Here is a 15,824-nt window from a genome sequence, read left to right as displayed (position 1 = left end):
TTCCTGCACACTAATCTCGTCCTTCACTAAAGGAAGTCAACATGAGTTTCGACATCGCCCTGTCCGGTATCCAGTCCATCAACCAACAGTTGAACAGCACCAGTAACAATATCGCCAATGCCGGCACCTACGGCTTCAAGAGCAGCCGCGCCAACTTCTCGGCCATGTATGCCGGTTCGCGCGCCACGGGTACGGAAATCGGTTCGATCACGCAAAGCATGTCGCTCAATGGCGGCGTGCTGAACACGGGCCGCGCGCTCGACGCGGCCATCGACGGCCGCGGCTATTTCGTCGCGCGCGATGCGCAAAACACCATGAGCTACAGCCGCGTCGGCATCTTTTCGGCCAGCAATGACGGCAAGCTGATCGACTCGAACGGTCGCCTGGTGCAGGGTTATGCCGCCGTCAAAGGCAGCACCACCCTGGGCACCATGGGCGACATGCTCATTCCGACGGGCCAGATTCCCGCCGTGGCGTCGACCAAGCTGGCGTATGCCGCCAACATGTCGTCCGAATGGACCATCAAGGCTGTGCCCTTCAACAAGACCAATGAACTGAGCTACAACAGCGCCAAGTCGTCGATCGTCTACGATTCGCTGGGTGCCAAGCACTCGCTGGGCCAGTACTTCGTCAAGACGGCAACGGGCGTGGACGTGCACTACACCTTGGACAACGCCGATCTGGCGCCAGTGACGAGCATGGCCTTCGACACGAACGGCAAGCTGACGATGACCGCGCCGGTCCCGCTGGCACTGGGCACGCCGACCGGCGCCGCGCCGCTGTCGATCGCCATCGATTACACGGGCACGACCCAGTTCGCCGGCGAAGCGACCACCTCGACCGACCGCGCCGACGGCTATGCCTCGGGCACCTACACGGGCGTGGAACTGGCCGATGACGGCTCCGTCGTCGCGAAATACACGAATGGCCAGAAGCAAAGCATCGGCGTGATCGCCCTGGCCACCTTCCCCGACGAAGGCGCCTTGACGGCCGTCAACGATACCAGCTGGGTCGCCTCGACCACGTCCGGCACCGCCATCTATGACCGTCCGGGCGTCGGCATGGCCGGCAAACTGGTGACGAGCTCGCTGGAACAGTCGAACGTCGACATCACCTCCGAACTGGTGGGCCTGATGACGTCGCAGCGTAACTACCAGGCGAACTCGAAGGTCATCTCGACCGAGAACGCCATGCTGCAATCGCTGATGCAAGCGCTGTAATCCACGATACGCAAAGGTAAAGAGCAATGGATGCGCTGATTTATACCGCCATGAGCGGGGCCGACCGTGCCCTGCGGGCACAGCAGGTACACGCCAACAACCTGGCCAATATCGAGACGGGCGGCTTTCGCGCCAACCTGGAAGTGTCCACTGCCCAGCCGTTACAAAACGGCTATGGCTACGACGACCGCCACATGACGCAGACGCAATCGAGCGCCATCGGCACGCGCACGGGCGCCATCAAGGAAACGGGACGCGAGCTCGACGTTGCCATCACGGGCCCCGGCTTTCTCGCGGTGCAGTGGCAGAACGGCGAAGCCTACACGCGCGCCGGCGCCATGGACCTCGATGAAACGGGCGCACTGACCCTCAACGGCCGGCCCGTGCTGGGCGAAGGCGGTCCCATCACGATTCCCGAGCACACCAGCCTGTCGATCGGCGCCGATGGCACGATTTCCATCCAGGTGCCGGGCACCGCGCAAATGCAGACCGTCGACAAGCTCAAGCTGGTCAACGCCGAAGGCGGCGAACTGACCAAGAACGAGGCGGGCCTGATCGTGGCGCGCAGCGGCGAAGACTTGCAGGCTGACCCGACGGTACGCCTGCGCGACCGTCACCTGGAAGGCAGCAACGTCTCGGCCGTCGAGGAAATGGTCGCCACCATGAGCCTGAACCGCAGTTTCGAGATGCAGATGAAAGTATTCAAGGCCAGCGATTCCATGACCGAGTCCGGCAACCGCCTGCTGGGCGCTTAAGCCCAACGCCAATCAATTACTAGGAGCAACACATGAATCCAGCAATGTGGATCAGCAAGACCGGCGTGCAGGCACAAGATGCCAAACTGCAAGCCATCGCGAATAACCTGGCCAACGTCAACACCGTCGGTTTCAAGCGCGACCGCGTCGTCTTCGAAGACCTGTTTTACCAGGTCGAGCAGCAGCCGGGCACGCAGCGCGCCGACAACACCCTCTCGCCATCGGGCGTACAGCTGGGTAACGGTACGCATATGGTGGGCACGCAAAAGGTGTTTACCACCGGCAGCCTGCAAACGACGAGCCGTGAATTCGACGTCGCCATCACCGGCAACGGCTTTTTGCAAGTGCTGCGCCCGAACGGCGAAGCTGCCTACACGCGCGCCGGCCAGTTGAGCCTGAATGAAAATGGCGTGATGGTCAACGCCCAGGGCTTGCCCCTGGTGCCGCAGATCACCGTGCCGAACAATGCGACGGCGATCACCATCGGCGAAAACGGCATGGTCACGGCCACTGTGCCGGGCAATGTAACCGGCACTCAGCTGGGTCAGCTGAACCTCTCCAGCTTTGTCAACCCGACCGGCTTGCTGGCGCTCGGTGAAAACCTGTTCCAGGAAACGGCATCGAGCGGCACGCCGACGGAAGGCCGTCCCGGCGAAGGCGCACTGGGCAAGCTGAAACAGTATGCGCTGGAAGGCTCGAACGTGCAGGTGGTCGAAGAGATGGTCGACATGATCGCTGCCCAGCGCACCTATGAAATGAACACCAAGGTGCTGTCGGCAGCCGACAATATGCTGCAATACCTGGCGCAAGCGGCGCGCTGATGACAGTCGCCATGAAAGCCACGGCGGCCCTGCTGCTGGTGTTGATGGCCGGTTGCGCCAGCCAGCCGGCCGCGCCGGTGGCGCCCAGCTTTTCCGACACGCCGCTGCCCGTGGCGCCGCGCAGTGCGGCGCGCGGCGGCGTGGGCGGCGGCGTGTTCAATCCCGATGCGGGCCTGGACCTGATCTCGGACAGCCGCGCCTTCCGCGTGGGCGACGTCGTCACGGTGGCCCTGCAGGAAACCACACAGGCCAGCAAGAAGGCCGGCACCTCGTTCAACAAGGGCTCGTCCGTCGGCGTTCAGGCTGCCAACATCCTGGGCAAGACCTTCCCCAAGACGGGCATCGACCTGTCGGCCGACCGCAACTTCGCCGGCGACTCGACCAGCACGCAGCAAAATGCGTTGTCCGGCGCCATCACCGTGATCGTGCAGGAAGTGCTGCCGAACGGCTTGCTGCGCGTGCAGGGCGAGAAAACGCTGACCCTGAACCAGGGCGAGGAATTCGTGCGCCTGCGCGGCTACCTGCGCGCGGCCGACATCGATTCCAACAACCAGGTGTCTTCGTTGCGCATCGCCAATGCACAGATCGCCTATTCCGGCCAGGGCACCCTGGCCGAAGCCAATACACCAGGCTGGCTGACGCGCTTTTTCGTCGGCCCATGGATGCCGTTTTAAGGTGAACTCATGAAATTTCGTTCCGCCCTGCCCCTGGCAGCCATGCTGGCCGTACTCTCCGGCTTTGCCCTGCCCGCCAGCGCCGCGCAAGTGCTGCGCAACCTGGTCAGCATCGAGGGCGTGCGCGACAACCCGCTGGTCGGCTACGGCCTCGTCGTGGGCCTGAACGGCAGCGGCGACACCACCCAGGTGAAGTTTTCCAGCCAATCCGTAGTCAACATGCTCAAGCAGTTCGGCGTGAAGATGCCGGACGGCGCCGAAGCGAAAAGCAAGAACGTGGCCACCGTCATGGTCAGCGCCGTATTTCCACCTGGATACCGCCGTGGCCAGGCCATCGACGTCACCGTCTCGTCCCTGGGCGATGCGAAAAGCTTGCGCGGCGGCACCTTGCTGCTGACGCAATTGCGCGCCGCCGACAATGAAACGTATGCGCTGGCGCAAGGCAACGTGGTCGTCGGCGGCTTGAACGCCACCGGCAAGAGCGGCTCGTCCGTCACCGTCAACACGCCCACCTCGGGCCGCATTCCCAACGGCGCCAACATCGAGCGCGAGATTATCAGCGACTTTTCCACCAAACCTTCCGTTACCCTGAACTTGCGCCACCCGCATTTCGAGACGGCCATCAATATCGTCGAAGCCGTCAACCGCCGCTTTGGCGCCGTCGCCACCACGCGCGACGCCACCAGCGTGGACGTGCTGGCGCCGGAAAACCCGACCCAGCGCGTGGCGTTCATGGCCAAGCTGGAAGCCTTGAGCGTCGATGTGGGCGTCGACACGCCGAAAGTGGTCTTCAATTCGCGCACCGGCACCGTGGTCATCGCCGAAGGCTTGCGCGTCAAGGCGGCCGCCGTCACGCACGGCTCGCTGAAAGTGGTCATTTCCGAAAGTTCCAACGTCAGCCAGCCGGCACCGTTCGGCCGCGGCCAGACCACCGTGACGCCGCAATCGAAAGTGTCCGTCGACCAGGGCAATGGCAATATGTTCAAATGGCCGGCCGGCGCCAAGCTGCAGTCCATCATCGACGTGGTCAACAGCCTGGGCGCCTCGCCCGATGACATCATGGCAATCTTGCAAGCCCTCGACCAGGCTGGGGCTATCGAAGGCGAACTGGTGGTCATCTGATGCTTAATGTAAACGACAGCAGCAGCGCCCTGCCCTCGGCGCTCGACGACAAGACTCCCGCCGCGGCCACGCCGGCCGATCCGCGCTACGCGGCCAAGGCCACCGAAGCGGCCGTCAAGTTCGAAGCCTTCTTCATCTCGCACATGCTGCGCCAGATGCGTTCGGGCACGCGCGAGATGGCGGGCGAGGACAGCGTCTTCAAGGACCCGATCAACAGCGACATGCTGGAAATGGCCGACAACCTGGTGGCCGACAAGATGGCCGGCCAGCGCGCCTTCGGCATCGCCGACGCCATCCTGCGCCAGTTGCTGCCGGCCGCTGGCGCCCCCGTGGCCGCCAGCAGCGCTGTCAAGAGCGACAATATTGCGGCGCCGCTTAATAAATCTGTCTGAAGCGTCGCCTGTACAAGGTAAGAACGATTCAATGCCTGCCCACCCGCACGCGCCACACTCTTCACGAAAGAAACTTGCCCAATGAGCATCATCAGCAATGCATTGTCAGGCAGCATCGCCGCCCAGGCCGCACTCAATGCGGCCAGCCAGAACATCGCCAACCTGCAAACGGCAGGCTACACGCGCCAGGGCGTGCTGCTGTCCTCGCTGGGCGCCACCGCCGGCGTGCGCTCGGCCGGCAATGGCGTGGAAGTGTCCGCCTTGCTGCGCTTTGCCGATGCGTATAAAAGCCAGCAAATGTGGCGCGCAGCGTCCGACCAGGGCGCCCGTTCGCAGACCCAGCCTTACCTGACCCAGCTCGAGCGCGTGATGGGTGACGATGCCTCCAGCATCAGCAACGGCATCGACGGCTTTTTCGCCGCCCTCAACGCGGCCGCCGTTGACCCGACCTCGACACCGCTGCGCCAGCAGATTGTCACTTCCGCCGACGCCATGGCGCAGCGCTTCAACAGCATCAGCACCGTCATGGCCAACCAGTTGCTGTCGGTGCAGCAGCAACGCGCAGCGATCGTGCCACAAGCCAATACCACCCTGGCCAATATCGCCGCGCTGAACCAGCGTATCAGCACCTCCACGGCCTCAGGCACGAACGTGTCGTCGCTGATGGATGCGCGCGATCAGCTGATCGATGGCCTGGCCTCGCAAATGGGCATCGACGTCCTCGACCAGCCGGACGGCTCGCGCAATATCGCGCTGAAGTCGGGCCAGCCGCTGGTCATCGGCAGCCTGGCCGGCACGCTGACCAGCGGCATGACGAACACGGGCGACCAAACCCTGAGCCTCGATTTCGCCAAGTCCTCGTACAACCTCGATATGGCAGCCATCGGCGGCCAGATGGGTGGCCTGGGCGAATTCGAGAAAAATACCCTGAAACCGCTGCAACAGTCGCTGCAAGACGTGGCCACGCAGTTGACCAGCCAGGTCAATGCGCAGCTGGCCCTGGGCAAGACCATGGCTGGCGCCGCCGGCGGCCCCCTGCTGGCCTACGCGAACGGCAAGCTGAGCATTACCCCCGGCTTCAACGCCAAGGACCTGGCCCTGTCGCTGACGGGCGCGGCTGGCGACAGTGGCAACTTGCAGGAATTGATCAATATCAAGAATAAACCGATCACCGTCAGCTGGGTTGGCTCCGTCCTGATGAGCGACGCCGACACGCAGCTCGTCGGCAAGCTGGCCATCTATAGCCAGCAGAACCAGTCCTTGCTGAAGACGTCCAACACGGTGCGCGCGCAAGCGATCGATGACTGGAAGTCCACCAGCGGCGTAAACAAGGACGAGGAAGCGATGAACCTGGTCGAATTCCAGAATATGTATCAGGCAAACATGAAAGTCATTTCCGTGGCGAATACCTTGTTTGATGCCACTTTGCAAATGATGGGTTAAGGAGAAGAGCATGCGTGTCGCCAGCAGCCAGTACCAATCGCTGATCAATATATCGCTTCAGCAAAATCAGGAACGCATCAACTTCCTGACCCAGCAAATGTCTTCCGGCTTGCGCATCCAGCTGCCATCGGACGATCCGATCGGCAACGTGCGCATTTCGCGCCTGACGCGCGAGCAAGCCATGGTCACGCAATACCAGGACAATATCGCCACGGTGAAAGTGCGCCTGCTGAAAAACGAAAACTACCTGTCGAGCATGGTCACCGACATGGGCCAGGCGCGCGACCTGCTGGTGTGGGCCGCCGACGGCGGCAATGCGCCGGACGACCTGAATGCGATGACGCAATCGCTGATCGCCATGCGCGACAGCGTGCTGTACACGGCCAACCTGAAGGACCAGGAAGGCCGCTACATGTTTTCCGGCACGGATACGGACAAGCCAGCCATCGCGTTCAATTCCGCCGCGCTCCCCGGCTTGCGCTACACTTATAACGGCAACACTGCCACGCAGACCGTGGTGGTAGGCAATGGTGTGACACAGGCGGCCAACGTCGACGTGAAGAACCTGGAAGTGTGGTTGAACAAGATCGACCAGGCCATCGACACGCTGGGCAAGCCTGGCGTCAGCCCGAACGATCCGGCCGTGCGCAGCGTGGTTGGCGCGGCGCTCGATGGCACCGATGACGGCATGGATTTACTCTCTGGCAAGATCGCCATCTTCGGCGGCGCGCAAAACATCCTCACCACGCTCTCCGGCAACCTCTCCAATGTGTCGCTGTCGAACAATTCTGCCCTGCTGGACCTGAAAAAGACCGACATGGGCGCGGCGGCCATTGAACTGACCGGCTACCAGACGGCCCTGCAGGCAACCTATAAAGCCTACGCCAAGGTTGGCACCATTTCCCTGTTTGATCTTCTCTGACCATCATGCAAATCGTTCAGACCTCCTCCTCTTCCGGCGTCAATGCCAAAGGCGCCGGCACAGCCCGCGTCGTCGATGACGCGTCCGCCGCGGTCAAAGGCAGCGCCAGCGCGCGCAGCGAGGCGCCGGCAGCGAGGAGTTCGACGGCGAGCCTGCAGCGTGGCCTGAGCAACTGGGATCACCAGTTGCAGGGGGAAATTTCTAACGCACAACAAACCCTCGACTACCTGGAACGCAGCAGCAGCCAGTTGCAAGCGCTGAAAAGCGAGTTGGCGGCCAAGCTGGCCGCGCGCCAGGGCCGCGAAGGGCAAGTCGAGGCGAGAGTACGCCAGTTCAGCAATACCTGGCGCCAGCGCGCCAGCGCTTCGGGCGGCACGCTCGATGCACAGCTCAGCTATACCAGCCCGCAAGCGGCACAGCAAAACTTCAGCATCCGCGGCCTGACCATGGCCAGCCTGCAGGAAGGACCGCAGGAAGTGCTGGCGTTTTCCGTCGGCGGCGCGAACCAGACCTTGCGCTCGGTGAATATTGAACCTGGCCTGAGCCAGAGTGAAATCGTATCCCGCTTCGACCGCGCATTCATGCCGTCAGGCATCGGCGTCAAGCTGGGCGAGAATGGCGAGCTGGTATTCAGCACGTCGGAAGCCGGCTGGGCCAACGTGCGCGACAGCCTTTCCGTGCGCGGCAGTGGCATCCGCTATCCGACCGGCCAGATGAGCCGTGTGCGCACGGATGCCGAACCGGCCGCCATCGCCCCGGAAGAATGGCATACCGGCGACGTGGAAGCCTTGCGCGCCACCTTGCAGCAAGTGGTGCAGGCGCTGGCGCAGTTGCAGGCGGCACGCAGTTCCGTCAGCCTCGCCCTGGCGCAAGCGACGGGCCGGGTCGCCCGCGCACAACCGGTGCAAGTGAGCGTCAGCATGGATACGCTGGCGGAAAACTTCACGGAAAAGGCCAGCCAGCCCGGCTATGAATCGCTGCTGGCGATCAGCTCGGCGCTCGTCGGCATCAGCCGTGAGCGGGTCGTCGCCCTGCTGGGTCTGGAATAAGCCCCCTCCCGCGTGCGCTGCCCTGGCGCACGCGGCACTAAATGGGGCATAGCCCCTGGCTCAGGACGGTGGACATCCGCAAGATGCTGCTGTTGCTGGCCTATTACCCCATACGCCAGCGCATTGCGTCATCCACTTCCGTAGTTACCTTGATAGGAAGCGCCGTCCGGCTGGCCAGGCCTGCCCCAGGTCAGCGCCGCCGCGACTCTGGCTGGCGTGGAACAGCTGATGGAAGGCGACAGGCAGGCGCAGGCGACCGGTCAGGCAGCCGGCTGAGCCGCCAGCAGGCGGTCCATCTGCCCTGCCGGCAACGCGCGGGAAAAGAAATACCCCTGCGCATAATCGCAGCCGGCAGCCCGTAGCAGATCGCGCTGCGACGCCGTCTCCACGCCTTCGGCCACGACTTTCAGACCCAGCCGCTGCGCCAGCGCGATGAGCGCCATGCACAGGCTCTGCCCGGCATCATCGCGCCCCAGTTCGCCTACCAGCGAACGGTCGATCTTGAGAAAGTCGATATCGGCCGTTTTCAGGCACGCGAGCGACACCTGGCCGCGGCCGAAATCGTCGAGCGCCAGCGCCAGGCCCATGGCGCGGAACTGGCGCAGGCGGTCAACCACCTGGCGCGCCTCGTCGAGCAGCACCGCTTCTGTTGTTTCGATGATGATGGCGCCCGGCGCCAGGCCCTGACGCGCCAGGTGCCCGCCCCAATCCTGGTACAGCGCGGCGTCGCAGCAGAATTCCACGGCCGACTTGTTGATGCTGATCTGGAACGCGGCGCCATGCTCATCTTGCCACTGCCGCGCCTGGCGCACGACTTGGCGAAACACCCACTCGCCGATATCGATGATCAAGCCGTTCGCCTCCGCAAAAGCGATGAAATCGGCGGGCAGCAGCAAGCCGCGCAGCGGATGACGCCAGCGCAGCAGTGCCTCGGCCCGCTCGATGGCGCCATCGCGCAGGCGGATAATGGGCTGGTAATGCACTTCGAACTGGTCCTGCGCCAGTGCCAGACGCAACTCGCGCACGGTATTGCGGCGCACTTCGGCCGCTTGCTGCAAGGCCGGCGTGAAATAGCTGTAGCCGTTGCGCCCCGCACTCTTGGCCGCATACATGGCTTGATCGGCATGCCGCAACAAGGCATCCGGCGCCTCGGCATCGGCCGGATATAGCGCCACGCCCACGCTGGCTGACACTTGCACCGTGTCGCCGTCGAGCATGAAAGGCAGGGCCAGCGCCGCCGTCAGTTCCTGCAGCACGCGCTCGATGCCGCCCAGCTGCCCCACGCCGGCCAGGATGACGGTGAACTCGTCGCCACCCAGGCGCGCTACCGTATCGGTGGCGCGCACGCGTTCGCTGATGCGCAGCGCCGCCTGGCGCAGCAACATGTCGCCCTTCTCGTGGCCCAGGCGGTCATTCACCTGCTTGAAATGGTCGAGGTCGATGAACAACAGGGCCAGGCAAGCGCCTTCGCGCCTGGCGTGGTGCGCCTCGTGCTGCAGCCGGTCGAGAAACATGTGGCGGTTCGGCAACCCCGTCAGCTGATCGAAATTGGCTTGCCGCCAGATGCGCTCGGACGCTGCCCGCTGCACCGTGATGTCGCTGACCAGCGCCAGCGCACCCAGGTAGGTGCCGCCAGAGTCGAAGATGGGATTGGTGGCCAGCGTGGCCCACAGGGTGCTGCCGTCACGCCGCAGAAACTTGAATTCGTGGCGTTCGGCAATGCCATCCTGGCGCCGCGCAATGTTGCGCTCCAGAATGGCGCGTCCCTCGTCATCCATGAAGGCCGCCAGCGGCTGGCCCAGCATATCCTCGATCTGGCAGCCCAGCATCTGCGCCATCTTCGGATTGACAAAGCTGGTCAGCGCCTGCGCATCGATTTCCCAGATACCCTCCTCGGCGCTGTGTACGATGCGCCGGAAGCGTTCTTCGCTGCGTTCAAGCGCGGCCAGCTTGCCCTCGGCCTGTTCCAGCACCAGGCGCAGCGCCTGGCCGTTCGGGTCGGCGCTGCCCAGCAGGCTGACGGGCAAGCCGGCCTCGCGCGCGCCGGGATGCAGCCGCACCTGCAGCTGGATGCGCTCGGGCTCGCTGCTATTGAGCACGCGCTGCACGAACTGCTCGTAATCGTGGCGGAACGCCTCGTGCACATAGGCGCGGAACAGCACATGGCCGGGCCGTTCCCGCGGCAGGCCGAACAGCTCGGCCGCCACCAGGTTGACTTGCAGGATCACGCCATCGAGGCCCAGCACGAAATAGGCGACGGGCGCCAGCAGGTATAAATCGTTGAAATAGGCTTGCTCGCGTTCAGCCTTCACCCGCTCCGGGCTGAAGACGCCATCGTCAAGCAGGGGCGCGGCATGCTGCGGCATGCCGTCGTGGCAGCGTGGAGAGGAATCCGGAGCAGGTACCGCTTGCGGTGGTGTATGCATGGCTATCCTTTGCACTGCCGCCCTGGCAACCAGGTGGGTGCAGTACCGAGACTAGCATGCGCGATGCGCAGTGTCGAGCGATGCATGCCGGTATGCCACTTTCACCACAAGCGCGCCCCGGCGCACCGCCGTCAGGACAGCCGTGCTGGCAGCGCAGCGGCGCGCGAGTGGCCACGCGTGAGCGCAAGCCAGCCGGCGCGCAAGGCAAGCAGGCAGGCGTCGGCGACCATGGCGGCGCCACCGTTGAGGCGCCGGCGCAATACGCGTGCCGTCATCCGGTAGCGGCCGGAGCGATACAGCTGCTTGATCAGCCCGCGCACGGCTGGCGCATGCATTATGGCATCGTCGCACAGGAGCAGGTAGCCGGTCAGTTCCGCGTCATCCAGCACCCGGCCAAAGTTGAAAAATCCATGGAAGCCGAACGTGGGAGCGGTGGGCACAATGCCCTCGAAGGCAAAGCTGGACGCCAGGCCGGCGTCGGCAAAGCGCACGCCGAAATCCTCGCGCAGCTGGCCGCCATGCAACTCACAGATCGCATAGTCCTCGGGATGGGGCTGCTCGATGGAGAGCTGTGGCAAGACCTCGTACAGGCGCCGCGATCGCAGCGAAAAGCCGCCATTGCCGACGGCCACCGGGCGATGCGACCACGGTGCGCCTATGTAATCACAGTCCAGGAAAGCGCTCTGCCATTGACGCGCATCGACGATGAAACTGTCCCACTGCATGATGAGCACATGCGTGCCGCTGAAATGGGCGCCCAGCTCATGCACCATGAATGCCGAATACGCCTCCACGCTCTCGATGGGAGCAATCAGCACCTGGCGTATATGCGGGGGCAAGTCATGCAGGCGGGAAGTGAACAGCAGGCATTCCTTGAAATCGGCACCGGCCAGGCAGCGCTCGATGGCAAAGCTGGCCAGCGCGGGGTAACGCGTTTCCACGCACACCAGGCTGATGTTGCGGAGGTCGAGCTTGTCATTATGCATCGCAGGCTTTTCATCGGAGTGTACAACGGAAGGCATGCCATGCGCGGGCATGGCATATTTTGCAACGCACACATCATACAGCGCAAACCGGAGCCGGACAAGGGGCATGGCCGCCCGGCACCACCACCGTCCGAACGGTTCAGCGGCCCATGCTGCGCCGGCGCAATCCGAAATCATGGCCCGCCACCAGCAAGGTGCTGGCCACCAGGCTGGACAGACCCACGATCAGCTGGATCAGTTTGTCGTCAGGCAAGATCCACAACGACGAGTCCGGCGCCTCGCAGCCCGTCGCCGCACTGATGAGGGGCGAGACCCAGGCCGCGTCCGGCGTCACGTCGAGCACGACGGCGCCGTCGGCGCTGGTCTGCATATAAATGTCACCCCCTTCGGCCAGGGTAAAACAGATGCCCACGCCCGTTTCCGTGGCGCGGATATTGTCCTGCATGCTGCGGTTATGCTCCTCGATCCACACTTCCACGTCGTACGGCGTTTCCAGGTGCTCCCAAGGACGGGGGCGAAAACGGGGACGTTCGTCCGGGCTGGCGGGGGTGTCGGGGATGTTGCTGTCTGCTGCGCCTTGCATGCTCGTTGACCTCTTCTGCGGTGATGCGGCGGGACCGGTTGCCCGCCAGCCGCCATTATCCACCGTTCACGGGCAGCCTGGTATTGCTGGCGCACATTCATCAGAAAAACTGATGACTATTAACTTTTAACATCAGCGTGCCTGACTTAAAATGGCCGCCATCTCTTCTTTACGGGCTTTACATGCAAGGTATCAAACGCAAAATCGTCTACGTCAGCGCCTTTGAAATCATCGGCATGGCCATTTCCACGGCCTGGCTGACCCTGCTTTCGGGCGAATCGCCCACCAGCACGGGCCCGCTGGCGATCATGATTACCACCATCGCCGTGATCTGGAACCTGCTCTACAACACGGCCTTCGAGTACTGGGAAATCCGCCAAGTGTCGCGCACGCGCACCGTCTGGCGCCGCATCCTGCATGCGATCGGCTTCCAGATCACCCTGGTCATCTACCTGATCCCGCTGATCGCCTGGTGGCTCAACATCAGCCTGTGGCAAGCCTTCGTACTGGACTTCGCCCTGATGCTGATCATCCCGTGCTATAGCTTCATCTTCAACTACTTCTTCGATAGCCTGTTCGGCGTGCCCCTGTCTGCCCAGCAGCCGAAGGAAGAGCCGGCCGGACTTCAGGGTGCCTCTGCCGGCACCTCGGTCAGCAACTGAAGAAAGGACCGTGCCGCCATGCCCAACGGCCGGTCCTTCATCCACACCAGATGGATGGGCACGACCAGACCATTGCCCGTATTCTTGAATGCCACGCGGCGCACCCTTCCTGCCGCCAGCGAGTGGGCGATGGCCGAGGCGGCAAAGTTGCCCCAGCCCAGTCCGGCCTCCACCATCGCCAGCGCCATCGGCAAACTGTCCGTGCGCCAGTAGGACAAGCCCACCACGGGGCGCGCATCGGCCAGGTCGAGTTCGCGGCTGGCCACGATGATCTGGCGCAAATTCACCAATTCCTCGATATACAGGGGCCGGCCCGCCGCGCTGGGCGGATGCTGGGTGGAAATAATCGCCAGCAAGGCGTCGCTGCCCACCAGCTGGAACTGTTCCTCGTGATTGATGCGTCCGCCAGCGAAGGCCATGCAGGCGCTGATGCGGCCCCGGTGCAGCATGTCGAGCACATCGTCCTGCGGTGCCGTCAGCACCTCGATGTCGAGCAGCGGATGGCGCTGCGACAGTGCGCGCACCGCTGCCAGGAAGGGCGCATGGTCGAGCTCGGCCGCGATGCCCAGCGAAATGCGGCTTTCCAGTCCCTGCGACAATTCCTGCACGTGCAGGTGCAACTGCTTTAACTGCTCGGCGATCAGGCGCGCGTGGGGAATCAGCGCCATCGCGGCCGGCGTGGGCACCGCTTCGCGCGCGCCACGGTCGAACAGGGCGATGCCCAGTTCCGCCTCGATGTTGGCCATCGCCATGCTGACGGCTGACGGCGCCCGCCGCAGGGCGCGCGCGGCGGCCGAGAACGAGCCGCCGTCGACGACGGCCAGGAACAGTTCGATGTTATGGCTGGAGAGTTTCATGGAGTGGAAAAGGATGGCACTTTTTGACGCGCCGGCGGTCAAATCGGCAATGACCGAAGTCAACATGCCTCATCCACTGCCCTACCGCGACGGCGGCTATATAGCACCTGCCTGGCGTGGGCGTTTACCCCTTCCAGGTGCGCTGCAAGCCCGTATCCGCATGGATCCAGCCGCCACGCGGGCCAGAGCGGTAATAGAAGCCCACGCCGCCCTGCTTGAAGCTGCGCACCAGGGAACCGAGCACTTCCGCGTTCAGGTTGGCCACGCGGATGTCGGCGGCGCGGCCCGAGATATGCAGCGACTGGCGCGCAGCTGGCACGCCCGCTTCGCGCAGGCGGCTGTTCGATTCGGCCGTGCGGTAGCCCGACAAAATCTCCAGCGGCTGCTCGATGCCGTAGCGGGCCACGAATGCTTGCGTGCCCCACAGGGTTTCCAGCAGTTTCGGGTCGATGGGTGCCGTCTTCTTGCCGTTCACGTCGCGCAGCAAGTGGCACAGTTCCTGGTAAGCCGAATCGATGACTTCGCCATCTTTCCAGTACAGCAGCCTGGCCTTTTCATTGCTGGCCGGGCGCACCACTTCCAGGGTGCGGGGCTTGAGCCAGAATTCCAGGTCCAGCGCCTGCGCGTCGAAGATGTCGGGAGGCGGTTCCAGCTCCGTGATGACCTGGCGCGACTGCGACGTGATCGAGCGGTCGACGCTGGCCAGTTGCGTCGGCTGCGGCGGCACGCCCGTGCGCGGCGCACGCGGCTTGGCGCTGGCCGAAGCCGAGGCGGGAGCAGCCGTGCGCGAGGCGCAGCCGATGAGCGGGGTGACAACCAGGCCCAGCGCGGCCAGGCCCATACCGTGATGTAGAAAATTTCTGCGCGATGCCATAGTCAGTCCAATTTAGCGATGGGAATACTATAGCGTATTGTGCCGCGAAGAAAAACCCTCAATGCCTATCGTGTCGCCCTCATTTCAGCATCTGGCGCCCTACGCGGCGGCGGCGCTGGCCGCGACCTCCCAGTTTTCCTGCGCCAGCGCCGTCAAGGGCTTGTCCTGCAAATAGCCCTGGGCCACGATGGGCAAGCCCGTGAGGACGGCGACGCGCTGCAGCGCGGACAGCGCGGTCGGCGTGTCGAGGCGCTTGAAGATGACGCGAATTTTCGCCGCATGGCATAGGGTGACGAAGCTGGCAACGGCCTGCTCGTCGCTGAGGTTGCCCGCGTCGAGCTTGAACGCATGCGGGTGCAAGCGCTCCAGCATGCCGCTTGCCTCGTGCACGCTGGCCACGTTGATGGCCAGGCGGAAACCGTTGCGCCGGTAATTGTCGGCCACGTAATTGAGCAGCCAGCCCTGGTTCGGCGTCACCGCCGGCAATTGCAGCACGATGCGCTCGATGGGCAAGCCCAGCGCATCGAGGATGCGATGGAAGGCGTGGCCGTGATTGCTGCTGACAGCACTCAGCAGGCGGTCATGCACGTTCAGGTACAGGTCGGACCGCTCCGCTTCGCTCTGGCGGAAAAAATTGATCGCATGCAACATGCGGCACAAACGGTCCAGCTCCACCGATTCATCGTCGCTGGCCGCATGGTCGAGCAGGCGCCACAGCGACAAGCCCTCGTCCGCCTTCGACACGCTGCGCGCCAGGCCCTCGAACGCCACCAGCTTGCCGCTGCCCAGTTCGCGCAGCGGCTGGAAGGCGCTCGTCATGGTGCAATTGAAAAAGCGTCCCAGCGCCCTGCCCTCCCCGTCGAGCCAGACGCTGGTGCCGGCCTGGGTTTGATGCGACAGGCGGGCCAGGTAATTATTCAGGACGGGAAATGGCATACGTGCTCCTTCATCGGGCTGCGCCAGCGTCCCGCATGGAGAAGATGGCGCCAAAGTGTGCAGAGTAAGGCAGCGCCATGCAAAGGAGAACGAATGGTTTCG

16 protein-coding genes are annotated in these 15,824 nt (G+C 63.7%); 10 read left to right on the top strand and 6 right to left on the bottom strand.

Annotated elements, in window-relative coordinates:
* Positions 1–41 precede the first annotated feature (41 nt).
* The 9 genes from ACQ4WL_RS08795 to ACQ4WL_RS08755 all read left to right on the top strand — a co-directional run bounded on the left by ACQ4WL_RS08795 (position 42) and on the right by ACQ4WL_RS08755 (position 8,398).
* On the top strand, positions 42–1,220 hold the full coding sequence (locus ACQ4WL_RS08795) for a flagellar hook protein FlgE (protein WP_436509365.1): 1,179 nt from the start codon (positions 42–44) through the stop codon (positions 1,218–1,220).
* A 26-nt stretch (positions 1,221–1,246) separates the two neighbouring features.
* Positions 1,247–1,975, top strand: coding sequence for a flagellar basal body rod protein FlgF (locus tag ACQ4WL_RS08790; protein WP_436509364.1), 729 nt, complete (start codon positions 1,247–1,249; stop codon positions 1,973–1,975).
* Between the two features lie 32 nt (positions 1,976–2,007).
* Positions 2,008–2,796, top strand: a complete 789-nt coding sequence (gene flgG / locus ACQ4WL_RS08785; protein WP_436509363.1) for a flagellar basal-body rod protein FlgG — start codon at positions 2,008–2,010, stop codon at positions 2,794–2,796.
* The gene (flgH, locus tag ACQ4WL_RS08780) at positions 2,796–3,470 is read left to right on the top strand and encodes a flagellar basal body L-ring protein FlgH (RefSeq protein WP_436509362.1); all 675 of its coding nucleotides are present in this window, start codon (positions 2,796–2,798) and stop codon (positions 3,468–3,470) included. The genes flgG and flgH overlap by 1 nt, the downstream gene beginning before the upstream one ends.
* 9 nt (positions 3,471–3,479) lie before the next feature.
* Positions 3,480–4,592 carry a flagellar basal body P-ring protein FlgI gene (locus ACQ4WL_RS08775; RefSeq protein ID WP_436509361.1) on the top strand — a complete coding sequence of 371 codons (1,113 nt, stop codon included), beginning with the start codon at positions 3,480–3,482 and terminating at the stop codon, positions 4,590–4,592.
* Positions 4,592–4,984, top strand: coding sequence for a rod-binding protein (locus ACQ4WL_RS08770; protein WP_436509360.1), 393 nt, complete (start codon positions 4,592–4,594; stop codon positions 4,982–4,984). The genes ACQ4WL_RS08775 and ACQ4WL_RS08770 overlap by 1 nt, the downstream gene beginning before the upstream one ends.
* A gap of 81 nt (positions 4,985–5,065) precedes the next feature.
* The gene (flgK, locus tag ACQ4WL_RS08765; protein WP_436509359.1) at positions 5,066–6,427 is read left to right on the top strand and encodes a flagellar hook-associated protein FlgK; all 1,362 of its coding nucleotides are present in this window, start codon (positions 5,066–5,068) and stop codon (positions 6,425–6,427) included.
* Positions 6,428–6,437: 10 nt separating this feature from the next.
* Positions 6,438–7,349, top strand: coding sequence for a flagellar hook-associated protein FlgL (gene flgL / locus ACQ4WL_RS08760; protein ID WP_436509358.1), 912 nt, complete (start codon positions 6,438–6,440; stop codon positions 7,347–7,349).
* 5 nt (positions 7,350–7,354) lie between these two features.
* On the top strand, positions 7,355–8,398 hold the full coding sequence (locus ACQ4WL_RS08755; RefSeq protein WP_436509357.1) for a hypothetical protein: 1,044 nt from the start codon (positions 7,355–7,357) through the stop codon (positions 8,396–8,398).
* A 260-nt stretch (positions 8,399–8,658) separates the two neighbouring features.
* On the opposite strand, the gene ACQ4WL_RS08750 is transcribed toward ACQ4WL_RS08755, so the two are convergent.
* From ACQ4WL_RS08750 to ACQ4WL_RS08740, 3 genes are all read right to left on the bottom strand, one after another.
* Complete coding sequence (locus ACQ4WL_RS08750) at positions 8,659–10,824, bottom strand: putative bifunctional diguanylate cyclase/phosphodiesterase (protein ID WP_436509356.1); 2,166 nt, start codon at positions 10,822–10,824, stop codon at positions 8,659–8,661.
* Between the two features lie 131 nt (positions 10,825–10,955).
* Positions 10,956–11,810: a DUF5672 family protein gene (locus ACQ4WL_RS08745; RefSeq protein ID WP_436509355.1), complete on the bottom strand. Its 855-nt coding sequence runs from the start codon at positions 11,808–11,810 to the stop codon at positions 10,956–10,958.
* 139 nt (positions 11,811–11,949) lie between these two features.
* The gene (locus ACQ4WL_RS08740) at positions 11,950–12,393 is read right to left on the bottom strand and encodes a hypothetical protein (RefSeq protein ID WP_436509354.1); all 444 of its coding nucleotides are present in this window, start codon (positions 12,391–12,393) and stop codon (positions 11,950–11,952) included.
* A gap of 182 nt (positions 12,394–12,575) precedes the next feature.
* Between ACQ4WL_RS08740 and ACQ4WL_RS08735 the strand changes: the two genes are divergently transcribed.
* The gene (locus tag ACQ4WL_RS08735; RefSeq protein WP_436509353.1) at positions 12,576–13,055 is read left to right on the top strand and encodes a PACE efflux transporter; all 480 of its coding nucleotides are present in this window, start codon (positions 12,576–12,578) and stop codon (positions 13,053–13,055) included.
* Here ACQ4WL_RS08735 and ACQ4WL_RS08730 read toward each other — a convergent pair.
* From ACQ4WL_RS08730 to ACQ4WL_RS08720, 3 genes are all read right to left on the bottom strand, one after another.
* Entirely contained in the window at positions 13,019–13,978 is a 960-nt protein-coding gene (locus tag ACQ4WL_RS08730) for a LysR family transcriptional regulator (RefSeq protein ID WP_436509352.1), read from the bottom strand. The genes ACQ4WL_RS08735 and ACQ4WL_RS08730 overlap by 37 nt on opposite strands.
* 58 nt (positions 13,979–14,036) lie before the next feature.
* Positions 14,037–14,786: a YcbK family protein gene (locus ACQ4WL_RS08725; protein WP_436509351.1), complete on the bottom strand. Its 750-nt coding sequence runs from the start codon at positions 14,784–14,786 to the stop codon at positions 14,037–14,039.
* A gap of 99 nt (positions 14,787–14,885) precedes the next feature.
* Complete coding sequence (locus ACQ4WL_RS08720) at positions 14,886–15,722, bottom strand: EAL domain-containing protein (protein ID WP_436509350.1); 837 nt, start codon at positions 15,720–15,722, stop codon at positions 14,886–14,888.
* Positions 15,723–15,824 lie beyond the last annotated feature (102 nt).

Source organism: Janthinobacterium kochi (assembly GCF_051380715.1).
GTDB lineage: Bacteria > Pseudomonadota > Gammaproteobacteria > Burkholderiales > Burkholderiaceae_D > Janthinobacterium.
This window is presented reverse-complemented; position numbering and strand designations above follow the sequence as displayed.